Origin of the sequence: Janibacter endophyticus (assembly GCF_016888335.1) — a bacterium.
GTDB lineage: Bacteria > Actinomycetota > Actinomycetes > Actinomycetales > Dermatophilaceae > Marihabitans > Marihabitans endophyticum.
Window position 1 is genome coordinate 1 of record NZ_JAFEJG010000005.1, and the last position, 25,475, is coordinate 25,475.

Here is a 25,475-nt window from a genome sequence, read left to right on the forward strand (position 1 = left end):
ACAGGAGGGATGGGCCTCATCCGCTGCTTTCGCGGGTGCTGGGGTATCGGGCCCAGGTGCTGCCGGCTTCTTGGGCGCGGCGTTCGGTGGTGTTGATGTGGTAGCCGAGCATCTGGCTGACGATGGCTGGGGGCGCTTGGAGGGTCAGACGGGACAGGGTGCTGGCACGGGCTGCCCGGGGTTGAAGGCCGAGGTGTTCGAGGCGTAGTCGCAGGGTGGTGGGGTGCACGGGCTGGGTGCCGCGTCGGCCAGGGAACAGCCAGTGGCTGTCGGGGTTTGCGGCGGTGGGGGAACGGTGAGTGGTGAGGTAGTCGGTGAGGAGCTGGTCGAAGGGGGCTGGGACGGGGGCTGGTGGTGTACCCAGGTGGATCTTGACCGCTGCGTCCTCGTCGCGGGTGATGTCTTTGGTGCGCAGCTGTGCGAGGCGACCCAGGGGTTGGGCGTAGAGGAGCATCAGTGCGAGAACGACCCGGTCGCGGTGGTCGAGGGAGTCGTCCAGGGCGGCGCGGCGCAGCCAGTCCAGGCGGTCGGCCTGGCTGATGGGTCGGATCTGCTGGTGCACGCTGGGCGTGATGCGCAGGGGCGGGGCCAGGCCACGACGGGCCGCCCAGGCCAGGAAGGCTGCTACCGGGGCGCGCTGCCATTGCTTGTGGTCGCTGACCCAGCGGTCCAGATCGTCCTGGGTGAGTGTGTCCAGGTTCTGCTCCTGGCCTCGCAGCCAGGTGAGGAAGGCGTTGGTCTGTCGTAGCGCGACGCGGGTGTTCTGGTCTCGGTAGGGGTGCAGCATTGCCCGGTCGGCGTCTTGGCGTAGTCGCCGATGGAGCTGCCAGCGGGCGTAGCGTTCCAGCACGGGCCGCACGTCGGGGTCGACCTGATCGTTCAGGTAGACGGTGGTCCATTCCTGGACGCGGCGCAGGGTTGGGTCGACCTCGGGCAGGACGCCGGCGGCGATGAGAAGCTGGCGCAGGTGCGCGACCGCGCGGTAAGGCTGGAGCGTGGCCAGACCGTCGTGGGTGAGGTCGACCTGGCCGGTGGCCAGGGCGCCGAGCAACCTGGTGGTGTGTGGTTTGGTGAGCCACAGGATCCCGGTGCGGGGGCGGGGCATGGCCACCAGGTGCTCCAGCAGCGGTTGCAGGGCGGGGGCCACGGTGCCGGTGCCGTCGTCAAGGGCGGCGGTCAACCGGTCTGTCAGCACGCACCGTCCGCAGGTGTTCTTGTAGTGATTCCATCCTTCCTGTCCGCACCGGGCGCAGGTGAAGTTGCCGATGCCGCCGGCGCAGTCGGTGCACACCGTGCGTCCTTGGTCCAGTCCAGGCAGAAGCCGGTGGGTGCCGCATCCGGGGCAGGTTCCGTAGGTCTCGCGGGCCTTGGCGTAGCAGCCGGAGCAGACCGGACCCTCGGGCCAGTTCCGGACAGCGACCACGAACCCTGGCCGGCGGCTGCTGGTGGTCGAGCCCGGGGGTGCTGGTGGCCGGAGCGGGCGGGCGCAGCGGGCACACGAACTGTCGGGGCGGGCCTGCTGGTTCACCTCTGCTCGGGTGTGTCCGTGGTGGTCAGCCGGACGTGGACCGGGCGCACTGGTGGACTGGTCTGGTTACGGCGGGGGCGGGGGTCGCCGACGGCCTTGGGGCGGACACCGATGAGGTGGGTCTGGCTGTTGATGAGCTCGTCGGAGGTCACGCCCAGGATGTGGCAGAGCGCGGACAGAACGTGCAGATTGAGCCGTTCGGGGGTGCCGGTGACCAGGCGGTGGGCCTGGGAGCTGGACAGGTTGATCCCGTGCTCGGCCAGGTGCGGGATGATGTCGGTGGTCATGTACATGCCGCGCTCGGCCATCAGTGCGCGCAGTCGCCAGGTGTAGGTCGTGTTCCACAGCTGGGCCATCAGCGGGTTCCTTCCAGAGTTTTCTCGGTGGGGGTGCGGGCCAGGGCTTGGGCGATATCGGCGTCCAGGGCGCGGCGCAGGGTGCGGACGCGGAAGTCGGAGGACACGCAGGTGTACAGGCTCGTGGTCGAGCCGTAGTCGTGCCCGACCTGGTCCTGGACGAATCTCAGCTCGAAACCTTGCTCCATCAACGTCGTGACGTAGGAGCGGCGCAGGGAGTGGAAGGTCAACGCCGGGTCCAGACCCAGCTCGTCGCAGTAGGCGCGCAGCCGCCGGGACAGGACCTCCCCAGCGATCCGCTCGCCCCGCTCGGTAGGAAACAGGGCGTCGCCGCCGTTGGTGTGCAGCAGGGGCCGGGCCTCCTGCAGGTACTGCTGGACCACGTCCACCGTCCAGGGCCACACCGTGAGCACGCTGCGCCGTTTGGGGGCTGAGCCCCGCTGGGCCTTACCGTGACGGATAAGAAGGACCCCGAAAGCGCCGAACTCCGGGGCGTGCGGGTTGGGCGAGAAGTCGGTGACGTCGAGCATGCGGACCTCATTGCGCCGCATCCCGTACCCGTAGGCGAGCTTGAAGATCACCCCGTCCCGGAACACCGAGGCCCACCCTTTGGTGCCGCGGGCGGCCCGGTCCATCGCGGTCGCGTCGACGTGCGCGAACAGTGACTCCAGCTCGGCGAGGGTGAACGCCCGGCGGGTCGGCAGCCCCTCGTAGTCGGCCACGTGCGCTGCGCTGTTCACCTCGTTGAGGACCTGCGTGGGGAACGCGTCGAACCGTTCCTGGCACACCAGCGGCCACTCGTAGGCAGGGTCGGTGACGTACTCCCCGAAGATCCGCAACCCGACCTGGTAGTTCCGGATCGTGGACAGGGCAAGGCCTTTCACCGACCGCAGATCGGCGAACCACTCATCGGCGTGGCGGGGCATCCAGGTCCACGGGTACTCGTTGGAATGCTCAACGAACGCGCGCACCTGCGCACGCCGGTTGCGGACTGTGACCACGGAGAGGTTCCGGGCGAGCATCTGCCGTTCCCAGCCGTCGAGCATCGCGTCCAGCACCTGTTCCTCGGGCCGGACCAGGCCCACCCCCGAGGTGATCAACGACAGCGCTGACAGGCTCCGCGGTATCCGGTCCTGATCGTCCATCGAGACCTCCTGGCTCGCCCGTCTATCATGACAATAGCCCGCCTATCGCCCGGGCGGCAAGAGAGGCATCGCCCACCTGCACGAACGCCGCCATAGCCCTGAGACGCTTCGCGGCGGGCCCCCAGGAGCAGCGTTCGGAGAGCGTCCCTGGCCTGGAAAATCACTCGCCATGACCAGTCCCGGCAGCCGGGATTTGTCACGCTTGACCGGTCAATGCAAGAGGTGTGTGGCACTTGGTTTTCGGTGGTTTTGAGTGGGAACGGAGAGTGCGTTCTCGGATCGGGTCGGGGCGGCGGTGGATTCGGGAGTTCGGGGTCAGGGTCGAGGGACGGTTGAAGGCTCGACGGAAGTTGTCGGTGCTGGGGTGAACGCTGGGCGGGGTCGGGACGGCTTTAGAGGGTGACCGAGGAAGAACGAGGAAGGATCTGCGATGGGGTCTCAGTCGGTCCGGATGAGAGTTCGGCGGGAAGCCAAGGAAGCTCAGGCGCGGCTGCGGCAGGACCGCAAGGCCAGGGAGAAGAGGCTCAGCGCGCTCGGCGAGGAGGTCATGATCTCGCTCGGTGAGCGGGATGCGGTCGTCCGCGACTTCGAGCAGCGTGCAGGCAGGGCCCTGCGGCAGATGGTTGACGTCGAGGGCATGAGCCTTCGTGAGGCCGCGCACTGGTGCGGCGACGGCTTGACCCAGGCCGAGGCGCGCAGGCTGCGCACCCTGACCGAGGCGAAGTGAATCGCACTGGGTTTTGTTCCTATGCGTTCCCTTGGCCAGCGAGTGCCGGCCGGGATGATTCTTGGGCAGCGTAGTACGCCGCCTCGACCTCGAGCGGGGTCCTCATGTCGAGCTCCCCGTGCAGGCGTTGGTTGTTCCACCACCACACGTACTCGAGTGTGGCGAGTTCGACCTGTTCGATCGTGCGCCATGGCCCGCGACGTCGGATCAGCTCGGTCTTGTACAGCCCGTTGACGGCCTCGGCGAGGGCGTTATCGAAGGAGTCGCCGACGGTCCCGGTCGAGGGCTTCGCGCCGAGTTCGCCGATCCGGTCGGTGTAGACGAGCGAGAGGTAGTTCGACCCGTGGTCGGCGTGGTGGACCAGCCCCCTCAAGTCGGCGGCCCCCTCTCGTCTGGCGTCCCAGGCGGCCATGTCGAGGGCCTGCAAGGGGAGAATGTCGGCCTTCAACGTCGCAGCGACGTTCCAGCCCACGATCCGACGCGAGTAGACGTCGGTCAGGAACGCCACGTAGGCGAACCCCGACCAGGTCGCCACGCAGGTGATGTCAGCAACCCACAGGCGCCGCGGCGCGGGCGCGTGGAAGCGGCGTTGGACTAGGTCGGCCGGCTTCACCGCCGCCGGATCCGGCTTGGTGGTGAACACCTTCTGCGACCGCTTCACCCCGCGAACGTCGGCGATCTTCATCAACCTCGCGGTCTGGTCGCGACCGATGTCCCAGCCCTGACGGCGGATCAGGGCGTGCATCTTCCGCACCCCGTAGACGCCGTAGTTCTCCGCGTGCAGCCGCACGATCTCCGGGACGAGGAGCTCGTCCTTGAGCTGGCGGGCCGAGGGCGGCGAGCCCGAGGCCGCCAACCTGTTCTTCCAGCTCGTCTCATCCCGCTACGAACGCGCCAGCCTGATCGTCACATCGAACAAGAACTTCGCCCGCTGGGGAGAGGTCTTCGGCGACGACACCGTCGCCGCAGCCATGATCGACCGGCTCGTCCACCACGCCGAGGTCATCGCCCTGAAGGGCGACTCCTACCGGCTGAAGAACCGAGAACTCGGCCGCGTCCCGCCAGATCCTCAGGAGTGGAGGCATGGCGGATCCGCGGGTACGACGGTGGATAGAGGCTCACCAGCGTGCACGATCGCTCGAGCCCGCGTGATTCAATATATTGAACGGCTGGTCGAGATATTGACTGGGATGCTATGGTGAATTCATCTCGCTTCACTAGCTCTCGGTAAGGGGTACGTCGTGTCACTACTGGAATCGGACGAGCAGAAGGCGATCCGGGAGTCGGTCCAGGCCATTGCTGGGCCCTATGACCACGCTTGGTACGTCGATCGCGCGCGCAACGGGCAGAAAGTCGACGAGCTCTGGAAGGCAGTGGGCGAAGCAGGTTTCGTCGGAGTCAACCTTCCCGAGGAGTACGGCGGTGGCGGGATGGGCATCGAGGAGCTCTCGATCGTCGCGGAGGAGCTCGCGGCCCTGGGGTCGCCGCTGTTGATGATGATCGTGTCGCCGGCCATCTGCGGATCGGTGATCGCTCGATTCGGTTCGACCGCCCAGAAGGACCGCTGGTTGCCGGGTCTGGCCACCGGCGAGATCAAGATGGCCTTCGCGATCACCGAGCCCGACGCCGGGTCGAACAGCCACCTGATCTCCACGACTGCCCGGCGCGACGGCGATGAGTGGGTGCTGAACGGGAAGAAGTACTACTGCTCGGGCGTCGACGAGGCTGATGCCGTGCTCGTGGTGGCGAGGACGTCGATGGACGACTCCAGCGGCCGCGCGCGGCTCTCGCTGTTCATCGTCCCAACGGACAACCCGGGGCTAAGCATGACGGTCATACCCGTCGAGGTGGTGGCCCCCGAGAAGCAGTTCACGTTGTACTTCGACGTCCTTCGCCTCGGCGAGGACGCGCTGCTGGGCGAGGTGGACAACGGCCTGCACCAGATCTTCTTCGGCCTCAACCCCGAACGGATCATGAGCGCCGCAACGTCCAACGGCATTGGCCGGTTCGCTCTCGAGCGCGGTGCGCGCTACGCCCGCGAGCGTTCGGTGTGGGGCGGCACACCTATTGGCGCCCACCAGGGCATCAGCCACCCGCTGGCCGAGGCTCACATGCACGTGGAGCTGGCCCGACTGATGACCCGCCAGGCGGCCTGGCTCTACGACCATCAGCACGCAGCCGGCGAGGCGTCGAACATCGCCAAGTTCGCGGCCGCCGACGCTGCGATCGAGGCACTGGACCGGGCGATCCAGACCCACGGCGGTAACGGCATGGCGACCGAGTACGGGCTCGCCGATGCATGGGGCTTCGCTCGTGTCCTCAAGATCGCGCCGGTCTCTCGGGAGATGGTGCTCAACTTCGTCGCCCAGCATTCGCTCGGGCTGCCACGCAGCTACTGAACTAGTCAGGAGAGATTTTCGATGAGGCCGTACTCAGATGCGCTGACAGCGCAGTACCACGATGCTGGGGTGTGGCAGGACCGCACCTGGAGCTCCTACGTCGCGGAGCACGCCGCTAACCGGGGGGATCGGGAAGCGATCGTCGACCAACCTGACAAGCAGCAACTGATGGGCCGTCCGCCGATGCGCCTTACGTGGGCTGAGACGAAGCATCACGTGGATGCGCTGGCGCTCGGTCTTCTCGACGCGGGCGTGAAGCAGGGTGACGTGGTCTTCGTCCAGTTGCCCAACAGTGTGGAGCTTGTGCTCGCCCACCTCGCCCTGGACCGCATTGGCGCCGTGGGCACCTTTGCGCCGATGAGGCAGCGTTCCTCGGAGATCACCTATGCCATCACCAAGACGAAGGCCACCGCGGCCATCTGCATGGGTGAGTTCAGGGGCGAGGACTTCCTCGCCATGGTCCACGGCGCCAAGGACGCCGAGGGCTCGTTGCTGAAAACCGTCGTCGCCCTCGGCGCAGAGAATCGCGCCGAGGCCGACTTCGCGCTCGAGCCCATGCTCCACGGGAACCCGAGCAACACAACAGTGCTGGACGCACTCGAGGTGTCGGCCGATGAGGCGCTCACACTTTGTCTGACGACGGGGACGGAGAGCCAGCCGAAGGTGGTGCCCCGTACGCCCAACTCCTGGATGGTGACGGTTCGTGCGATTCTGCGTGCGTCGGGACACGGCGCCGACTCGGTGTTCTCCGGTCCCTTCCCCTACGCGAACATGGGCGGTCTGGGCGTCGAGATGTACCCGTGGATCATGGCGGGCGGCAAGTTCGTCACCCATGAGCCCTTCGACGTCGACGTCTTCCTGCAGCAGATCACGATCGAGCGGGTCAACTACATCATTGCTGTCCCCGCGATCTACTTCGCGATGCTGAACCACCCCGAGCTCGACGAGAAGTACGACATCTCTTCCCTCAACGTGGTCGGCTGTGGCGGTGAGGCCCCCCCGCACACGATCATCGAGATGCTGGACGAACGCGGCATCACGGTTATCAACGAGTTCGGAGCCACCGAGGGATGGTTCTTCTTCACCCTGCCCGGTCAGCCCCTGGAGGAGCGCAAGGACCTGTTCAGGGTCGACCAGCTCGAGGAGTTCCTACCGATGACCCAGTTCCGGGCGCTCGAGCCGGAGACCGGCAACGACGCGCCGCCCGGTCAGCCGGGCGAGCTGGCGGTACGCGGCCCGTCGGTGTTCGCCGGCTACCTGGACGCCGACGAGATCAACGAACGCTCTTTCACCCGCGACGGGCTGTTCCGCACCGGCGACCTCGTGACCATCGACGCCGACCGAAGCCTGCGGTACGTCGGGCGGCTCAAGGACATGATCATCCGCAGCGGACAGAACATCAGCCCGGCAGAGGTGGAGCTGATCATCCAGCGACACCCCAGCGTCTACGAGGTCTCGATCATCGGGCTCTCCCACCCGGTGCGCGGTCAGGAGGTGTGCGCCGTGGTCTCGTTGAAGGCCGGCGCCACGCTGTCCTTGGAGGACCTCCAGCAGTTCATGCGTGACCAGGGAGTCGCCCGGTACAAGATCCCCGAGGCGCTGGAGATCGTCGACGAGCTTCCCAAGGGACCGAGCGGCAAGATCCTCAAGCGGTCGCTGCGCGACCGCTACGACACGCGAGAGGACGCGTAGCGATGCCGGTGCTGACACCCCAGGTGGACCGGGACTCCGAAGAGTTCGCGCGCAACCGGTCGAGCCTGCTCGAGCGGGTCGCCCTGCTCGACGAGCAGCTGCGTACCGCCCGCGCCGGCGGTGGCCCCACCTACGTCGAGCGGCACCGCTCTCGCGACAAGATGCCGGTGCGTGAGCGCATCGACCTGCTCCTCGACCGGGGCTCGCCGTTCCTGGAGCTGTCCGCGCTGGCGGGATGGGGCAGCGAGTTCACCGTCGGCGCCAGCGTCGTCACCGGCATCGGGGTCGTCTCGGGTGTCGAGTGCGTGCTTGTCGGCAACGACCCGACCGTGCGCGGGGGGGCGTCGAACCCGTTCACGTGGAAGAAGATAATCCGCGCCCTCGAGATCGCCCGGCACAATCGGTTGCCGGTGATCAACCTGGTCGAATCAGGCGGCGCCGACCTGCCCACGCAGGTCGAGGCCTTCGTTCCGGGCGGAGCGTTGTTCCGAGACTTGACGCGGCTGTCGGCCGCGGGGGTCCCGACCCTGGCCATCGTCTTCGGCAACTCCACCGCGGGCGGCGCGTACGTCCCGGGCATGTGCGACTACTCGATCATGGTCAAGGGTCGGGCCAAGGTGTTTCTCGGTGGCCCGCCGCTGGTGAAGATGGCCACCGGGGAGGTCTCGACCGACGAGGAGCTGGGCGGGGCCGAGATGCACTCGCGTACCTCGGGCCTGTCGGACTATCTGGCGGTCGACGAGCGTGACGCCATTCGTCTGGGCCGGCAGGTCATGGCCGACATCAACTGGCGCAAGCTGGGTCCGGGACCGGCGCAGCCGGCGCTGCCGCCTCGCCACGACCCCGAGGACCTACTGGGCGTGGTCTCGGGCGACCTACGGGTTCCGTACCGGCCCCACGACGTGCTCGCGCACGTCCTGGACGACTCGCGCTTCGACGAGTACAAGCCCACCTACGGCACGAGTCTCGTCACCGGCTGGGGACACCTGCACGGATTCCCCGTGGGCATCTTGGCCAACGCGAACGGGGTCATCTTCCCGGAGGAGGCCCAGAAGGCCGCCGAGTTCATCATGCTCGCCAACCAGTCCGACGTGCCGCTGCTGTTCCTGCAGAACACCACTGGGTTCATCGTCGGCAAGGTCTACGAGCAGGCCGGCATGATCAAGGACGGCGCCAAGATGATCAACGCCGTGGCCAACAGTCGCGTCCCGCACATCACCGTGCTGATGGGCGCCTCCTACGGAGCCGGCAACTACGCCATGTCGGGGCGTGCCTACGAGCCGCGCTTCCTGTTCGCCTGGCCGAACGCCAAGACCGCGGTCATGGGCCCCCAACAACTCGCCGGCGTCCTGTCGATTGTCGCTCAGCAGGGCGCGGCCGCCTCGGGACGCGAGTTCGACGAGGCCGCCGACGCCTTGCGTCGCACGGCCGTCGAGGAGCAGATCGAGCGCGAGTCCGACAGCTTCTTCATGAGCGGGCGGGTCTACGACGACGGGGTGATCGACCCGCGCGACACCAGGACCGTGCTGGGGATCGCGCTGTCGGCCGCCCATTCCAACCAGGTCGAGGGGATCGGTGGCTTCGGTGTCTTCAGAATGTGAGACAGGCGTCATGAAACGGCAGTTCGGATCGGTGCTCGTCGCCAATCGCGGCGAAATCGCTCGCCGAGTGATGCGCTCGTGCCGCGAGGCGGGTCTGCGCACCGTGGCCGTGTTCTCCGACGCCGACGAGGACGAGCCGTTCGTGACCGACGCCGATCTGGCGGTGCGACTCCCGGGGGTGACGGCCACCGAGACCTACCTGCGCGCCGATCTGGTCATCGAGGCCGCTCGCCGCACCGGAGCCGAGGCGATCCACCCCGGGTACGGGTTCTTGTCCGAGAACGCCGACTTCGCGCGGGCCACGATCGATGCCGGCCTGGTGTTCATCGGTCCACCGCCCGAGGCGATGGAGCTGATGGGCGACAAGCTCAGGAGCAAGAGCCGGATGCGCGAGCTCGGCGTGCCGGTGCTGCCCGCGATCGAGGTCACCCACCACACCGCCGAGGAGCTCGAGGCGGCCGTGAGCGAGATCGGTCTGCCGATCCTGGTCAAGGCCTCCGCCGGGGGCGGAGGCCGGGGCATGCGCATCGTGCACGACCCCGAGCAGGTTTGGGAAGCGGTGTCGTCGGCCCGGCGGGAGGCCCAGTCGGCCTTCGGCGACGAGACGGTGTTCCTTGAGCGTTACCTGGAGGCGCCGAGGCACATCGAGATCCAGGTCTTCGCCGACGACCACGACCACGTGGTGGCGCTGTTCGAACGGGAGTGCTCGATCCAGCGCCGCCACCAGAAGATCGTCGAGGAGAGCCCCTCCTCGGCCGTGGACGAAGCCCTGCGCCAACAACTGAGCGAGGCCGCCGTCACCACGGCGCGCGCCGCAGACTACCGGGGAGCGGGCACGGTCGAGTTCGTGCTCGCCGAGGACGGGTCCTTCTACTTCCTGGAGATGAACACCCGGCTCCAGGTCGAGCACCCCGTCACCGAGGCGGTCACCGGCCTGGACCTGGTCCGACTCCAGCTGGACGTGGCTCAGGGCCTCCCGCTGCCGCAGGAAGCCCTGTCCCCGACGATGACTGGTCACGCCATCGAGGTCCGCCTGTACGCGGAGGACCCCGCCAACGGGTTCTTGCCGACGGCCGGGCGGATCGACGACTTCTCGTTCGACCCGGTGCCGGGCCTTCGTGTCGACGCCGGGGTAAGAGCCGGCTCCGTGGTCAGCACGCACTACGACTCGATGCTGGCGAAGGTGGTGGTGCACGGGACGGACCGCAACTCGGCAGCAGGTGTGCTCGCCGCGTCGCTGCGGCGGATGCACGTCGACGGCGTGGTGACCAACCGGGAGCTGCTGGTCGACGTCCTCGAGCACCCCGGCTTCCTGGCCGGTGCGACGCCGACCTCTTTCCTCGACGACCACCCCGACCTCCTGGATGCGGTGCCGGTGGCCGAGCGTCAGCGACTGCACGCCCTGGTGGCGGCCCTCGTCGGTCACGTCCGCGCATCCCGGACGCGCTCGGTCCTGCCTGCGGTGCCGGCGGGGTGGCGCAACAACCCCCCGATCCGTTCGCACGATCGTGCCCTCGAACGCGAGCGGTACGTCGTCGGTGACACCGTCGTGGACGTCGGTCTCGCCCTCACGGGTCGTGAGATGACGGCCGAGGTCGACGGTGAACGGGTCGACGCGCTGGTCCTGCACCTGTCGGCTGACCGGGTCGACCTGGAGGTCGACGGGATCCGGCGGACCTACACCGTGCAGACCGTGGACGAGAAGGTGCACGTACACGACGCGGAGCAGGCGACCACGCTGTGCCGGCTCTCGCGCTTCCCAACCGCGGACGACGACCGGCACATCGGATCCGCGACCGCGCCGATGCCCGGCGCCGTCTGTGACGTGCTGGTCAGCGTCGGCAGCGACGTCTCGGCCGGCGACCGCCTGGTGGTGCTCGAGGCGATGAAGATGGAGCACACCGTGGCCAGTCCCGCCGACGGCACCGTCGTTGAGGTGCTGGTCGCCAGCGGTGACCAGGTGGACGCGGGTGCGGTCCTGGTTGTGGTCGCCGACGACACGGACGCGGCTCCGGCATGACCAAGCACACCTGCACGACCACGACCCACAGATCTTCCAGGAGGAACCCATGACACCACCCGACGCGACAGATCGAGACGATCGACGGGTCGCCCTGATCACCGGATCGTCGCGGGGGCTCGGCCGCGCGATTGCCGAGCACCTCGTGCACTCCGGCCACGACGTGGTGGTGAACTACCGGCGCAACGAGGACCTGGCCCACGCCACCGTCCAGCACCTGGAACAGCTCGGCGCGCGCGCCGTCGCGATCCAGGCCGACCTGGAGAACGCCGACGAGATCGACGCGATGTTCGCCGGCGTGCAGGCTCGGTTCGGCCGGCTCGACGTCCTGGTCAACAACGCGGCGGCCACCGCGTTCAAGCCGCTGCTGGAGCTGTCCGACACCAACGTGCAGCGGACGCTGCGCCTGAGCGTCAATGGCTTCGTGCGCTGCGTCCAGCAGGCCGTTCCGCTGATGGAGGGACGACCGGGCCGGGTCGTGGCGATCAGCGGGGTCGACAGCAACCACTACATGCCCGGACACGGCCTGCTGGGCGCTGCGAAGGCGGCCGTGGAGAGCCTGGTACGGGCCTTCGCCATCGAGCTGGGGCCGCGAGGGATCACCGTCAACGGGGTGCGACCGGGTGGCTTTGAGACCGACTCCTCGCGCATCTACGGCGGTTCGCAGTACGAGTTCTTGCGCGAGCGCTTCATCGCCCAGTCCGGCGTCAAGGACTTCGGCACCGTGGACGACATGGCCGGTGCCGTGGACTACCTGGTCTCGCCTGCGGCGCGGTACGTCACCGGTCACGTGATCGTCGTCGACGGCGGACTCACCGCGAATCTCGGCGAGCTCGATGCCATCAACGACGCCACTCGCGACCACCACATGGGAAGGGTTACCTCATGAAGACCGTGCGCATGGGAGCAGGATCCGGCTACTGGGGCGACCTGCTCGAGCCGGCCATCGACCTCGCCAAGCGCGGCGACCTGGACTATCTCGGCTTCGACTTCCTCGCCGAGCTGACGATGTCACTGCTGCAGCGGACGAAGCGCCGGAATCCGGACCAGGGCTACATCCCCGACGTGGTGCCGTGGATGCGGGCGCTGCTGCCGATCACTCACGCCAACGGCACCAAGATGGTCCTGAACGGTGGCGGAACCAACTGTGAGGCCGCGGCCGAGCAGGTCCTGCGCGTGGCGCGGGAGGCCGAACTGACCGGGCTGCGGGTCGCCGCGATCACCGGTGACGACCTGACGTCACGCATCGACGAGCTTCGTCAGGCCGGGGTGACCCTGGCCAACATGGAGACCGGGCAGCGGTCCGTCGACGAGATCTCCGACCGGATCGTGTCGGCACACGCCTACATCGGCTCCGAGGGGATCGTCGAGGCCCTGGGCGGTGGTGCCGAGGTCGTCATCGGCGGCCGACTCGCCGACAGCTCGGTCTACGTCGGCCCGCTGATGCACGAGTTCGGCTGGTCGTTCGAGGACGCGGACTGGGATCTGATCGGGGCCGCGATCACCGTGGCGCACGTGATCGAGTGCGCCGGGATTTGCTGCGGCGGCATGAGCTCGCAGTGGAAGAACGTCCCGGAGCCGTGGAACATGGGTTTCCCGATCGCGGACTTCGCCCAGGACGGCTCGGCCGAGATCTCCAAGCTGCCGGGAACCGGCGGCCTGATCAACCAGTGGACCATTAAGGAGCACCTGCTCTACGAGACGCACGACCCCGCCGACTACCGGATGCCCGACGGCATCGCCGACCTGACCACAACCCGCCTGGAGGAGACGGGGCAGGACCGCGTGCGCCTGTGGGACATGAGCGGCCGGGAGCGACCGGACATGCTCAAGGTGCAGATCGGCTACACCGACGGCTGGATCGGCGAGGCGCGCGTCCTCCTGCCATGGCCGGACACCCTGGCGAAGGCTGATCGCTGCGAGGAGATCATCCGCAAGCGCCTTGACGTCATCGGGGTGACGCCGCGCGAACTGCGGTTCGACCGCGTCGGCATCGACGCCCTGGCCGGCCCCTTGGCGAGCCGGCCGCGACGCGATCCCGACGAGATCGAGTTGAGGGTGACCGCCCGCGTGGACAGCCGCGAGGAGGCGGCGATGGTCAACCGTGAGGTCACCCACGTCAGCACGCTCGGTCCGGTCGGCACGGCTTTCGGTCCACCGGTGAGGCCGCGTGAGGTCATTGCTTTGTGGCCGACGCTGGTCCCGCGCGAGATGGTGCCCGTCAACGTGACGTTCGAGGAGATCTGAGGCCATGATGACCACACTCAACGAGATCGCCTACACCCGCTCCGGCGACAAGGGCGATATCTCCAACATCGGCATCATGGCCTTCGGACCAGCCGAGTACGAGGCGCTGCGCACCTGGGTGACACCGGAGCGGCTGCGTTCGTTCTTCGCCGGCGTCGTGCTGGGCCCGATCCAGGTGTACGAGCTGCCCCGGCTCCAGTCCCTGCAGGTCGTCCTGCACGATGCCCTCGGCGGAGGTGCCACCCAGACCCTGCGTTTCGACGAGACCGGCAAGTCGATGGCCGCCCTGATGAGCCGCATGCAGATCCCCACCGCGCTGCTGACGGCGGGAGAGCGGCGATGAGCGTGGAGGACGCACCCCCCGAGCCGACCGTCGTCGTCGAGGAGGTCGCGCCAGCGGTGTCGGTGGTGTGGCTGAACCGGCCCGATCAGCTCAACGCCCTGTCCTCGACGTCGATGGCCGAGCTCGGCGACGCCCTGCGCACCGTGGGGCGGCATTCGCGGGCCGTCGTCCTGACCGGTCGGGGACGGGGGTTCTGTGCCGGCGGGGACCTCAAGGAGCTCTACCCCCTGCTCTCCGAGGCCGACGTCGACGCCCGACGTCGGCAGATGCGTGCCTTCCAGGAGGTCGTGACCGCGATCCGGTCCATCCCGTGCCCGGTGGTCGCCGCCGTCAACGGCGTGTGCGCCGGAGCCGGAATCAGCCTCGCCCTCGCCAGCGACGTGGTCCTAGCCGGTGCGGACGTCCAGTTCCACCCGACCTTCACCCGGGCCGGTCTGATCCCGGACCTGGGCTCCCTGCATCTGTGGACCCAGGCCGTCGGACCCCGCCGGGCCAAGGAGATGGCCTTCCTGCCCGAACCGATCGGCGCCGAGGACGCCCGAGCGGCCGGCATGGTCAACCGCGTCGTCGTCGCCGGCCAGGCCCTCGAGGTGGCACTCGAGCTGGCCGACCAGCTGGCTGCAGGCCCGAGCGCGGCGCTGCAGATGATCAAGGACATCATCAACCGCGAGGACCAGGCGGGTCTCGACGCCTCCATGGTGCTGGAGTCCTACGCCCAGGCTGCGGCCTTCTCCACCGGCGAGGTGGACGAAGGCGTCGCGGCTTTCCTCGACGGTCGTGCGCCCCGCTTCGGGACCACCGAGACCGAAGGCACACCGTGAGCCGGGGAGAGGCTGCTCACACGGCGAAGGCCTACCAGGTTCCGGCGATCGAGCGCAGCATGCTGATCCTGCAGGCGCTGCAGCAGCACGGGCCCCTCGGGCTGGCCGATCTGGTGAGTGCGACCGGCCTGTCACGCACCACGTGCTACTACCTGGTGCGGACCATGGCCAAGGCACGGCTGGTCGAGTCCGACGGCGAGACGCGGAAGATCCACCTGGGGATCAGGCTCGTCGAGCTGGGATCGGCGGCCACCGAGCAGATCGGCTACCTGGGCGTGATCAAGCGCTACATCCTGGACCTCCTCGACGAGATGGACGCCACCTTCGTCATCTACCGGCGCCTCGACCGCGGGCGCGTCACCATCGTCGACAAGGTCGAGCCGCGGCACCGGCTGCGGGTCACCGTGCCGCTGGGCAGCACGTTGCCCATCCAGGGTGGCTCCTTCGGCAGGTGCTTCCTGGCCTACGACGAACCTGCCGCGGTCAGGGAGGTTCTCAGCGCCGGCCTCCAGCGGCGCACCGAGCGCAGCATCACCGACGTCGAGCGGTTCCTCACCGAGATCGCGACGGTGCGCGAACGGGGATGGGCCATGGACCGCGAGGGGTTCGCCCTCGGCGTCAGCACGGTCGCCGCACCCGTCCTGCACCACGGCAAACCGCTGCTGGTCGTCGCCGCGCTGACCATGGCGGGAACGCTGGCCGACGACACCACCGCCGAGCGCTGGGGGCGACGGCTTCGCGAGATCTGCGACATCGCCTCGACCACCTTGCACCAGCACCACCGTGCGCCCGTCGCTGTGCACCCGCCTGAGGACGAACGATGACGCTGGGAGCCGGACCGCGACCACTGGACGGCGTGCGGGTGGTCGACCTGTCGCTGCTGATCCCCGGTCCGTGGGCGACGTCGATGCTCGCGGACCTCGGTGCCGACGTGGTGCACGTGCAGCCGCCCGGCGGGGACCCGCTACAGGAGATGATGCCGGGCGCCTACCGAATCGTGGGGCGGGGCAAGAAGCCGGTACGGCTGGACCTGAAGTCGGACGAGGGTCGTCGCCGTTTGCTCGACCTGCTCGAGGAGAGCGACGTGCTCGTCGAGGGGTTCCGCCCCGGAACGCTGCAACGACTGGGCTTCAGCCTCGACCAGATGATGGCGAGCTTTCCCCGGCTGATTGTGTGCTCGCTCAACGGCTATGGCAGCGACGGCGCCTACCGCGACCGCCCCGGCCACGACCTTAACTACCTGGCTGCAAGTGGTCTGCTGTCGATGAGCGGCGAGCCGAGCGGGAGACCGTATCCGGGTGGAGGTGTACCCGTCGCGGACCTCGCGGGCAGCCTCTTCGCGACGCAGGGCATTCTGGCGGCGCTGCTGCTCCGCCAGCAGACAGGCGTCGGCTCCATGTTCGACGTGCCGCTGGCAGCCGCGGCGCTGAAGTTGTCCGAGCCGAGGATGGCCGAGTACGACGAGCGGGGCGGACCGTCCAAGGCTGAGCTGATGTCCCGGGGTGCCTATGACGTCTTCCGATGCCGAGATGGGTCCTGGCTGGCCGTGGCCTGCATGGAAGACCGCTTCTGGCGAGGCCTCTGCCGGGTGCTGGGTCGCGAGGACTGGCTGGAGCGCGAGGAGTACTCCAGCTACAGCGGCCGCTGCCACCACGCCGAGCGACTAAACGCGGACCTGGCCGACGAGTTCGCCCGGGCGGACCGTGAGGCATGGGTGGAACGCTGCGTGGCCGCGGACCTGCCCGTTAACGCCGTCCTGGACTTCGGTGAGGTCGGCGACGACGTACACATGCGGCAATGGCTCGACCGGGTGCCGAACGGGAGCGGGCGGTCGGTCCGGCTTCCTTATGCCGGCCTCGTAGCCCGGCCCACAACGACGACTCAAGATGCAGGGAGAACAAGATGACGAACTCGCGTGTGGCACTGGTGACCGGTGGTGCGGGTGGTCTCGGCCGCGAGATCGGCCGGCGGCTGGCGGCCAGCGGCCACCGGGTGGTGCTGGTCGACATCGACGAGGAGGCTGTCACCACGGCGGCCCATGAGCTGGCCGCTGACGGCCTCCTAGTGGAGCCAGCCGTCGCTGACGTCACCGACCGTCGTCAGGTGGACGGACTCGTGGCCGAGATCGGTGCGAGCGGCGGAGCCGTCGACGTGCTGGTGAACAATGCAGGCTTTCCCATCGACGCGCCGTTGGTGAAGATGACCGACGAGGACTTCCGTCGAGTCGTCGACGTCTGTCTGTTCGGGACCTTCGTGTGCTCGCGAGCCGTCGTTCCGGGCATGATCGAACGCTCTCAGGGGCGCATCGTCAACGTGGCGTCTCGGGCCTACCTGGGCAATCCCGGACAGGCGAACTACGCGGCGGCCAAGGCTGGCGTCGTCGGTCTGACCCGGGCCTTGGCCAAGGAGCTGGGCAAGCGCGGGATCACCGTGAACGCCGTTGCTCCGGGTTTGATCGACACTCCTGCGGTGCAGCGCCACCCGAAGCACGACCTGCTCGTGGAGCTGGCCGGGAAGCACAACTCGGTGCCCCGGCTCGGGGTCCCCCAAGACGTGGCGTCTGCCATCGCTTTCCTTGCTTCCGACGAGGCCTCGTTCATCACCGGCGACGTGATTCACGTGTCGGGCGGGCGGTACACATGATGGAACAGGCTGGTGGCCGGTTGACCGACCTGGCTGTGGGAACCACCACGACCTCCCCGCGCCGTACGGTGACCGAGGCCGACGTCGTCGGCTTCGCCGGTCTGTCCGGCGACTTCAACGCCTTGCACACCGACGAGGTGGCAGCCTCTGCGACGCCGTTCGGCACCCGGATCGCGCACGGGCTGCTCGGTGCCGCGATCGCCTCGGGCCTGTTCACCCGAACTGCCCTGTCGACCTCCCTGCAGGAGTCGCTCGTTGCCCTGCTCGGCGTCGACTGCCGTTTCGTCAACCCCCTGCGGATCGGCGACACCGTGCACGTCGAGGCCGAGATCATCGAGCTGCGCCCGACCAGCGACCCTTGCCGAGGAGTCGTGATCGTGGAGCGTCGGCTCGTCAACCACGAGGGTGCCGTGGTCCAGGTGATCACCACCCCCATGCTCATCGACACCACCCATCCCGATCAAGGAGACACCCCCACATGACCATGCTGACTGAAGAAGAGCTGGACCTGCAGCGTTCCGTCCGTTCCTTCCTCGACGCCAAGGTCGCTCCGCTCGTCGCCGAGCACGAGCAGGCCCGGACGTTCCCTTGGGAGATCCTGCCCTCGCTGCATGAGTTCGGCTACGTCGGTGGCCTGGTGAGTCCCGACGACGGGGGCGACGACCTCAGCTACTCGATGCTCGCCATCTTGATGGAGGAGGCCGGCCGGTGCTGGGGGTCGCTGCGCACTACGCTGAACATCCTCACCATCGTTCCGTACCTGATCTCCGCGTTCGGCACCGAGGAGCAGAAGAGCCGCTTCCTGCCCGACCTCCTCTCCGGACGGCGCCGTGCGTGGTTCGCGATGACCGAGCCGGACGCAGGATCCGACGCCGGGTCGCTGCGGACCCGTGCGAGCAAGGAGGGCGACTCCTGGGTGCTGCAGGGCCGCAAAATCTACATCACGAACGCGCTCCACGCCGATGTCGGCATCGTCATGGCCACGGTCGACCCGGAGGCCGGACCCAAGGGGATCACTGCCTTCCTCGTCGACGGCACGCAGTCCGACTACGCCGTCCACGACATTCCGCACATGCCGGTCAGGGGCACGAGCAGCTGTGAGCTCGTGTTTGACGACACGCGCATCCCCGAGCACAACGTCCTGGGCGAGGTGGGCCGGGGACTGTCGACGGCCATGAAGGCGATCAACGTCGGCAGGCTGAACATGGCCATGGGCGCGGTCGGCCTGAGCCAGGCGGCCCTCGAGGAGTCGATCAAGTTCGCCACCACCCGCCAGCAGTTCGGTCGACCCCTGGGTGGGTTCCAACTGGTGCAGGAGATGGTCGTCGAGATCGCCACCCTGACGCAGACCAGCCGACTCCTCGGCATGCACGCCGCCCGCGCCCTGGACGCGGGCGACTCCGCGAGGCAGGAGTGCTCGATGGCGAAGTACTACTGCGGCGAGTCCGCGAACAAGGCCGCCTCGCTGGCACTGCAGGTGCACGGTGGAGCCGGCCTGATGGAGGAATCACCCGTGGAGCGGATCTTCCGCGACGCTCGCGAAGCGACGATCCCCGAGGGCACCTCACAGATCCAAATCCTCCAGATGGGCCGTGCCCTGCTGGGCCAGTCGGCCCTGCGATGAACGATCACCAGGAGACAGCTCATGACTGACGCCTACATCCTCGGCACGGTGCGCAGCCCCCTGGGCAGACGTGACGGCGCACTTGCCGACACCCGCCCCGACGAACTGCTGGCACTGACCCTTCGCGAGCTGGTCGACCGGCACGCGGTCGATCCTCGTGAGATAGAGGACGTCCTGGTGGGTTGCGTCAACGCTGTCGGCGAGCAAGGACGCAACGTCGGAAGGTTGGCGGTCCTCGCCGCCGGCCTCCCCGAGGAGGTCCCCGCAGTAACCATGAACCGCATGTGCGGTTCGAGTCAGCAAGCACTCAACTTCGCCGCCCAGGCCGTGATGTCTGGCCAGCAGTCGCTCGTGCTGGCAGCCGGCGTGGAATCCATGAGCCGCGTCCCGCTGGGATCGGACGCCGCCGGGGTCGACCCCTCCCCGGCCGTCACCGAGCGCTACGAGCTCGTGAACCAGGGCCTCGCGGCAGAGATGATCGCCCGCCGCTGGTCGCTCACCCGCGAGGAACTGGACGAGTTCAGCGTCGAGAGTCATCGTCGAGCCGCTCGCGCATGGGACAGTGGCGTCTTAGCGGAGGAGGTTTTCGGCGTCATGAGTCAGCCGGCCGAGCACCTGCTGGGCCGCGACGGCGGTCCGGTCGTCCTCGACCGGGACGAGGGCATCCGGCCTGACACGAGCGTCGAGGCACTCGCCCGACTCCGGCCCGCGTACACCGAGGACGGCCTCATCCACGCCGGGAACTCCAGCCAGATCACCGACGGGGCGTCGGCGGTCCTCATCGGGGACGCAGATGCGGCACAACGGCTGGGTCTGGAACCACAGGCGCGGATCCTGGCCACCCAGGTGGTCGGGGTGGACCCGGTAATGATGCTGCACGGCGTCATCGATGCAACCAGACGGGTGCTGGACCGGGTGCGCCTGGAGGCCTCCGAGATCGACCTCTACGAAGTCAACGAGGCGTTCGCCAGCGTCGTACTGGCCTGGCAGCGAGAGCTGCGGGTCCCTCTGGAGCGGGTCAACGTCAACGGCGGGGCGATCGCCCTGGGTCATCCCACCGGCTGCTCCGGCACCCGCCTGATGACCACTCTGGTGCACGAGATGCAGCGGCGAGGCGTCCGCTACGGCCTCCAGACCATGTGCATCGGACAGGGCATGGCGACGGCAACGGTCATCGAGGCCATTTGACGAGTACGCGCGAGGCCTTCGTGGCATCGCGTCCCCTGGCAACAATCCAAGGAGAAGCAGTGACAGACCCTGGCATCGGTACCCAGATCGCCACCTCAACGGTCGATCAGATCTACATCCGCGGGCGCAGCCTGGTCGACGACCTGATGGGGTCTACCGACTTCACCAGCATGGTGTTTTTCCACCTGAGGGGCCGGCTCCCCACCGAGGGCGAGAAGGCGGTGGTGAACGCATGTCTGGTTGGGGTGATGGAGCACGGGCTGACTCCCAGCTCGATCGCGGCCCGACTGATCTACTCCAGCTCCCCCGAAGCGATGCAGGCGGCCGTCGCCGGTGGACTGCTCGGGGCCGGCAGCGCCTTCCTTGGGGTGATGGAGGAGTCGGCCCAGATGCTGCAGGAGGGCCGGGACCTGGTGCGGCGGGGCGAGACCACGGCCGAGGAGTTCGCCCGCGACCGGCTCTCCGAGCTGCTCGCGGCGGGCCGTCCGATCCCGGGCTTCGGCCACCACATCCATCGCCCGGACGACCCCCGCACCCCGAAGCTCCTCGAGATCGCCGAAGAGCATGGTGTGAGCGGCGAGCACGCGGAGCTCTTGAAGGCACTCAGCCGCGTCATGGACGAGCTCAAAGGCCGGCACGTCACGGTGAACGCCACGGGTGCCGTGGCAGCGGTCCTGTCCGACATCGGTTTCTCCTACCGGATCGTGCGCGGCTTTGCCCTCATCGGTCGCTGCGCCGGCCTGGTCGGCCACATCGCCGAGGAGCAGGAAACACCTCTCGGGCGGGTGCTGTGGGACATGGCTGACGAGCACGTCCCCTACCTGGGCGAGGGGGTGTGAGAATGGCCGAGGCGCTGCGCTACGAGCGCGACGAGCACGGGATCGGCTGGATCACTATCGATCGACCGGACGCCGCCAATGCATTGGACAGCACCGCGCGAGCCGCGCTGTGGACATGCTTTCGCCAGTTCCGGGACGATGAGGCTGCCGGAGTTGCCGTGATCACAGGAACCGGGGACAAGGCCTTCTGCGCCGGGGGCGACCTCAAGGAGATGTCCTCCTCTCAACTGGGTGTTCCCCCAGCGGACTTCCTCCCGCAGCTCAACCGCAACTTCCAGCTGGACAAGCCGGTCATCGCCGCAGTCAACGGCGTCGCCCTCGGTGGCGGCTTCCTCCTCGCCCAGATGGCTGACCTGTGTGTCGCGGCTGACCATGCGAAGTTCGCCATCAGCGAGGCGAAGTGGGGCCGCGGAGCACCCTGGGCTGCTCCGCTGCCATGGCTCATCCCGCCCCGTGTGGCCTTGGAGATGCTGATGACCGGAGACAGCATCTCCGCGGCGCGGGCCTACGAGTTGGGGCTGGTCAACAAGGTGGTGCCGTCCGTCGAGCTCCGAGCCACCGCGGTCGAGCTGGCCCGGTCAATCCTCGCCAACGCACCACTCACCGTGCGGGCCAGCAGACAGATGGTGCACGCGGCGGCCGAGCCCTCCCTCGCCTACAGCTTTGCGCGAGCCGAGCAGCTGTTCGAGGGCGTCTATCTCAGCGCGGATGCCCAGGAGGGTCCACGCGCATTCCTGGAGCGACGTCCACCGCAGTGGTCGGGCAAGTAACAATCCTCAGTTAGGAGAACCCATGTATCAAGAAGCACTTGGTCAGACCGTCAACCGGGCCTTCGACTACACATGCGACGAGGGGGGAGACCGGGAGGCTCTCGTCTACCATGGCCCCGACATGGAGGAGCGCCTGAGCTACTTCCAACTCCGGCGTAGAGTGGCCGCCCTTGCCGACGGCTTGCAGCAAGCAGGGGTCCGTAAGGGCGACCGAGTGGCCTTTCTCCTGGGCGTCACCACCGAGTGGGTGACAGTCTTCTACGCAGCGATGCGCCTGGGGGCCATCGCGGTTCCGCTCAACCTCGTCTGGACCATCCGCGAGATCGAGGAAGGACTGTCTCTCACCGAGGCGAACGTACTGATCGCCACCGACTCCTTCCGCGGTCGCAACTACCTGCACGAACTCCAGGAGCATCTGCCGGGTCTCAACGCCTCCAAGCCCGGTGAACTGTCGATCGAGACCCTTCCGCACCTGCGCAGCGTCATCGCCGAGAGTCGCAGCGGGCAACGCTATGCATTCGCCGGCGACCTCGGCGATATCGCCCGTAGCGGTGAGAACTACTCTGCCGAGGGCTTCGCCGCCCTGAGCGCGGAAGTCCGGCCGGACGACTTCTCGATCATGCTACTGACCTCCGGCACGACCAGTTTCCCCAAACCGGTCCTGCACACCCATCAGAGCCTGATGGTGGGGGTGGCCGGGTACGCCGACGGCATCGAGGCGGAGTCCGCGGACAAGATGCTGATCGTCGCGCCGAACTACCACGTCGCCGGCTATCTCACGCTGCTCATGCCGCACCTGCGGGGCGCCACCGTGCACCTCATGGAGTTCTACGACGTCGGCCTCGCACTCAAAGTAGTCGAACGTGAGCGCATCTCGATGATGTTCGGATTCGATGTCCATTACCTGATGATGAACCGGCATCCCCACTTCGCTATGCACGACATCTCCAGTCTCACCAAGACCATGATCGGGTCCTCGCCGGGGTCCTACGACGAGATCAAGAGTATGGGGATCATCCACCACGGGAACATCTACGGCTCCAGCGAGTACGTCGCCTCGCAAGCATACCTGCCCTACCGGGACCGCCACGACGAGTCAGTCATGCGACTCTCCCATGGCCGGCCGATGCTAGGCACAGACCTGGTGATCAAGGACCCGGCCACTAACCGCGTCCTCGAGCCCGACCAGCCGGGCGAGATTTGCTTCAAGGGTCCGGCGCTGTTCAGCGGTTACTACAACATGCCCGAGGAGACAGCAAAGTCGTTCGACACCGACGGCTACTTCCACAGCGGCGATTACGGTTGGGTCGACCAGCGCGGATACGTCTACTACCGCGGTCGCTTCAAGGAAACGATCAAGAGTGGCGGGGAGAACGTCAGCGCCCAGGAGGTCGAGCTCTTCTTGCAGATGGAGCTTCCGTGGATCCTCAAGGCGATGGTGGTCGCCGTGCCCGACCCCAAGTGGGGGGAGGCAGTCACGGCCGTCGTCCAACTCAAGCCGGAAGTCGACGTTGACGAGGAGGGAATTCGCGAGGCCTGCCGAGGCAAGCTGGCCGGCTACAAAATCCCGAAGCAGGTCATCTTCGTCTCCGACGAGGACTGGGTGGCGACGCCGACCGGCAAGTTCGATCGCGGCGCCATGACCAGCCTGGCGCTTCGCAGAATGGGAATCCAGGAGCCGTCACAATGATCGGAGGCACCGTGTCGCCTGCGGGCACAACTAAACCGTGCGTTAGGCGCCCGCCACGGTCATCCGGTTCGGCTCGGTCTGATCGTTCCGTTCCGGTTGAGGCTCTGCTGGGCATTTTGAGGCGTCGATGATGCCGACAGCGGGGGTCGTGCCTGGAGCCGACCTACTTCCTCGATCACGACCACCCGAGTGTCCGCGACTTCATGCACGAGGTGATCGCGTCCGCGGCGAGCCCACGAGAGCGGGCCACCATGCTCTTCGTGACCCCGATCGACTTCGACGGACGGAGCGACGCGCTCATGCACGCCTTCACCGCGGACGGCACTCGGCACATGGAGTACGTAGGGACCGGCACCTTCGACGACCTACCCCTGGACCGCATCCTGGCGGCGCTCGACCAGGCTTACGGGCCTATCGTCACCGCCGCCGCAGGGTTGACGACGCCTTCTCCCGCCGCCAACCCGGAATCACCCGTCCACCCAAAGACGGGGGCCGCCTGATGGTCGGAGCCGTCGGTGTTGCGGTAGCGAGTGAGGAAAGCGCGCGGACCCGATTGGAGGCTGCTGTGCTGGCGCAGCTGGGCGTGATACTCGAGCACCCGTCCTTGTGTCGGGCACTGGTCGCCGACCTCAGACACGCGACCCGGCTGCCCGAGTTGGCAGCGGCACTGCCGACTGCCTTCTACGAACCGATCGAGCAACTATTGGCTCAGGGTGTCTCCGACGGGTCGCTGCGCCCGGTCGCCGATCCAGGCGCCGTGGTCTTGAGTGTCTTCGGTGCCATCACCGTCGCTGGCCTCAGCGCGGCCGTGGAGGGGCCGTCCTCTGACACATCCGCCGACGCAGCGCGTTTCTCTGCCGCGGTCAGCGAGCTGGTCCTCGACGGTCTCGCGACACCTGGCAGTCGCGACCAGCGGCGGGCTGAGCCGCTGTGAGCAGCATGGAGGAACTCCTCGCCAGCTGGAACGAGAAGTTTCGGCCGCACGCTGATGGTGCTCAGCTTCCGCCACACCACACCCACTGCCTCGCCTGTGGCCCCGACAACCCACACGGCCACCACCTCACCGTCCATCGTCGAGGCGAGGGGGTACACGCGACCCACGTCTTCGATGAACGCCACGTGGGCGCCCCCGGGATCGCCCACGGCGGTGCCGTAGCAACCGTTTTCGACGACCTCTTCGGGTTCCTGCTCTACCTGAAGGGCGGTCCTGCGGTGACCCGGAAGCTCGAGGTGCTCTACGACTCACCAGTCATCCTCGGCACCACCTACGTCCTTGCGGCCAAGGTCACCCGCACAGAAGGGCGCAAGCTCTTCATGGAAGCCGACATGAAGCGGCTCGGAGGGTCACGTGTCGCCTTCGCCTCGGCCCTCTTCCTTTCGGTGGATGTGACCCACTTCAACCAGGGCATGCCGCGATGACGGGCACATTGTCGGGCGCCGTACTTGCACGAGGTCCACGCCACCGGCGGCGACGTACGCCGCACCTATTCGGACTCAACGTCGAAGGCGCCATCCGCTACCCCAAGACAATCGAGCACCCCCGACCTGAGGAACGAGGACCAGCCTGGCACCCGACCATGACCGTGCCTTTACGTACCGCGCGGCGCGGGGCGAGAGTTGTCGCAACATCCTCACGCCACGGATAAGCAACCGCGACGCGCACGATTTGGACACTCTGGCGCTGCTGACTTTGGTCACGGGCCGCAGCGTGGCGGCTCAGCGTCCCCGCATCCGTCCCCCCGAACCGTCGAATGGCGGGGGGGACGTGGTGCCCCGCGCTGCGTTCACGCAGGTCAGGCAGCGTCCCCCAAAACTTTGAGGAGATTCCAGAGCCGGTGGCTC

25 protein-coding genes and 1 pseudogene are annotated in these 25,475 nt (G+C 67.6%); 22 read left to right on the top strand and 4 right to left on the bottom strand.

The annotated features are described in order from the left end of the window. Positions 1-16 precede the first annotated feature (16 nt). The 3 genes from JNO54_RS14110 to JNO54_RS14120 form a co-directional block, all read right to left on the bottom strand. Complete coding sequence (locus tag JNO54_RS14110; protein ID WP_204144757.1) at positions 17-1,291, bottom strand: site-specific integrase; 1,275 nt, start codon at positions 1,289-1,291, stop codon at positions 17-19. Between the two features lie 233 nt (positions 1,292-1,524). Further along, on the bottom strand, positions 1,525-1,884 hold the full coding sequence (locus tag JNO54_RS14115; protein ID WP_204144758.1) for a helix-turn-helix domain-containing protein: 360 nt from the start codon (positions 1,882-1,884) through the stop codon (positions 1,525-1,527). After that, the gene (locus JNO54_RS14120; protein ID WP_204144759.1) at positions 1,884-3,029 is read right to left on the bottom strand and encodes a tyrosine-type recombinase/integrase; all 1,146 of its coding nucleotides are present in this window, start codon (positions 3,027-3,029) and stop codon (positions 1,884-1,886) included. The genes JNO54_RS14115 and JNO54_RS14120 overlap by 1 nt, the downstream gene beginning before the upstream one ends. Positions 3,030-3,459: 430 nt before the next feature. Between JNO54_RS14120 and JNO54_RS14125 the strand changes: the two genes are divergently transcribed. Continuing rightward, positions 3,460-3,756 (top strand): hypothetical protein, encoded by a 297-nt coding sequence (locus JNO54_RS14125; protein WP_204144760.1) that lies wholly within the window; start codon positions 3,460-3,462, stop codon positions 3,754-3,756. 19 nt (positions 3,757-3,775) lie between these two features. On the opposite strand, the gene JNO54_RS14130 is transcribed toward JNO54_RS14125, so the two are convergent. Further along, positions 3,776-4,546, bottom strand: a complete 771-nt coding sequence (locus tag JNO54_RS14130) for an IS3 family transposase (RefSeq protein ID WP_307818245.1) — start codon at positions 4,544-4,546, stop codon at positions 3,776-3,778. A 49-nt stretch (positions 4,547-4,595) separates the two neighbouring features. Between JNO54_RS14130 and JNO54_RS15070 the strand changes: the two are divergent. The 21 genes and pseudogenes from JNO54_RS15070 to JNO54_RS14235 all read left to right on the top strand — a co-directional run. After that, positions 4,596-4,820 (top strand): annotated as a pseudogene (locus JNO54_RS15070) (ATP-binding protein); the annotation flags it as partial. A 177-nt stretch (positions 4,821-4,997) separates the two neighbouring features. Continuing rightward, complete coding sequence (locus tag JNO54_RS14140) at positions 4,998-6,155, top strand: acyl-CoA dehydrogenase family protein (protein WP_204144762.1); 1,158 nt, start codon at positions 4,998-5,000, stop codon at positions 6,153-6,155. A 69-nt stretch (positions 6,156-6,224) separates the two neighbouring features. Beyond that, positions 6,225-7,847: an AMP-binding protein gene (locus JNO54_RS14145; RefSeq protein WP_204144763.1), complete on the top strand. Its 1,623-nt coding sequence runs from the start codon at positions 6,225-6,227 to the stop codon at positions 7,845-7,847. Between the two features lie 2 nt (positions 7,848-7,849). Continuing rightward, positions 7,850-9,448 carry an acyl-CoA carboxylase subunit beta gene (locus JNO54_RS14150; RefSeq protein WP_204144764.1) on the top strand — a complete coding sequence of 533 codons (1,599 nt, stop codon included), beginning with the start codon at positions 7,850-7,852 and terminating at the stop codon, positions 9,446-9,448. A gap of 10 nt (positions 9,449-9,458) precedes the next feature. After that, positions 9,459-11,468, top strand: coding sequence for an ATP-binding protein (locus JNO54_RS14155; RefSeq protein WP_204144765.1), 2,010 nt, complete (start codon positions 9,459-9,461; stop codon positions 11,466-11,468). 49 nt (positions 11,469-11,517) lie between these two features. After that, positions 11,518-12,357, top strand: a complete 840-nt coding sequence (locus JNO54_RS14160) for an SDR family oxidoreductase (protein WP_204144766.1) — start codon at positions 11,518-11,520, stop codon at positions 12,355-12,357. Continuing rightward, positions 12,354-13,715, top strand: a complete 1,362-nt coding sequence (locus tag JNO54_RS14165) for an acyclic terpene utilization AtuA family protein (RefSeq protein WP_204144767.1) — start codon at positions 12,354-12,356, stop codon at positions 13,713-13,715. The genes JNO54_RS14160 and JNO54_RS14165 overlap by 4 nt, the downstream gene beginning before the upstream one ends. A gap of 7 nt (positions 13,716-13,722) precedes the next feature. Next, positions 13,723-14,058: an AtuA-related protein gene (locus tag JNO54_RS14170; protein ID WP_204144768.1), complete on the top strand. Its 336-nt coding sequence runs from the start codon at positions 13,723-13,725 to the stop codon at positions 14,056-14,058. After that, positions 14,055-14,879: an enoyl-CoA hydratase/isomerase family protein gene (locus tag JNO54_RS14175; RefSeq protein WP_204144769.1), complete on the top strand. Its 825-nt coding sequence runs from the start codon at positions 14,055-14,057 to the stop codon at positions 14,877-14,879. The genes JNO54_RS14170 and JNO54_RS14175 overlap by 4 nt, the downstream gene beginning before the upstream one ends. Then, a complete protein-coding gene (locus JNO54_RS15075; protein WP_307818246.1) occupies positions 14,876-15,703 on the top strand; it encodes an IclR family transcriptional regulator in 828 nt (275 codons plus the stop codon). The genes JNO54_RS14175 and JNO54_RS15075 overlap by 4 nt, the downstream gene beginning before the upstream one ends. Further along, positions 15,700-16,785, top strand: coding sequence for a CaiB/BaiF CoA transferase family protein (locus JNO54_RS14185; protein WP_204144771.1), 1,086 nt, complete (start codon positions 15,700-15,702; stop codon positions 16,783-16,785). Before JNO54_RS15075 ends, JNO54_RS14185 begins: the two co-directional genes overlap by 4 nt. After that, complete coding sequence (locus JNO54_RS14190) at positions 16,782-17,522, top strand: SDR family oxidoreductase (protein WP_006901473.1); 741 nt, start codon at positions 16,782-16,784, stop codon at positions 17,520-17,522. The genes JNO54_RS14185 and JNO54_RS14190 overlap by 4 nt, the downstream gene beginning before the upstream one ends. 35 nt (positions 17,523-17,557) lie before the next feature. After that, a complete protein-coding gene (locus JNO54_RS14195) occupies positions 17,558-18,004 on the top strand; it encodes a MaoC/PaaZ C-terminal domain-containing protein (protein WP_204144772.1) in 447 nt (148 codons plus the stop codon). Then, positions 18,001-19,146, top strand: coding sequence for an acyl-CoA dehydrogenase family protein (locus JNO54_RS14200; protein WP_204144773.1), 1,146 nt, complete (start codon positions 18,001-18,003; stop codon positions 19,144-19,146). The genes JNO54_RS14195 and JNO54_RS14200 overlap by 4 nt, the downstream gene beginning before the upstream one ends. Before the next feature lie 21 nt (positions 19,147-19,167). After that, a complete protein-coding gene (locus tag JNO54_RS14205) occupies positions 19,168-20,334 on the top strand; it encodes a thiolase family protein (protein ID WP_204144774.1) in 1,167 nt (388 codons plus the stop codon). Positions 20,335-20,393: 59 nt separating this feature from the next. Further along, positions 20,394-21,173, top strand: coding sequence for a citryl-CoA lyase (locus tag JNO54_RS14210; RefSeq protein ID WP_204144775.1), 780 nt, complete (start codon positions 20,394-20,396; stop codon positions 21,171-21,173). A gap of 2 nt (positions 21,174-21,175) precedes the next feature. Continuing rightward, a complete protein-coding gene (locus JNO54_RS14215) occupies positions 21,176-21,943 on the top strand; it encodes an enoyl-CoA hydratase-related protein (RefSeq protein ID WP_204144776.1) in 768 nt (255 codons plus the stop codon). Positions 21,944-21,965: 22 nt separating this feature from the next. After that, a complete protein-coding gene (locus JNO54_RS14220; RefSeq protein WP_204144777.1) occupies positions 21,966-23,633 on the top strand; it encodes a class I adenylate-forming enzyme family protein in 1,668 nt (555 codons plus the stop codon). A 260-nt stretch (positions 23,634-23,893) separates the two neighbouring features. Beyond that, positions 23,894-24,133: a hypothetical protein gene (locus JNO54_RS14225; protein ID WP_204144778.1), complete on the top strand. Its 240-nt coding sequence runs from the start codon at positions 23,894-23,896 to the stop codon at positions 24,131-24,133. 65 nt (positions 24,134-24,198) lie between these two features. Beyond that, complete coding sequence (locus JNO54_RS14230; protein WP_204144779.1) at positions 24,199-24,567, top strand: hypothetical protein; 369 nt, start codon at positions 24,199-24,201, stop codon at positions 24,565-24,567. 5 nt (positions 24,568-24,572) lie between these two features. Continuing rightward, entirely contained in the window at positions 24,573-25,052 is a 480-nt protein-coding gene (locus JNO54_RS14235) for a PaaI family thioesterase (protein ID WP_233704000.1), read from the top strand. Positions 25,053-25,475: the final 423 nt, after the last annotated feature.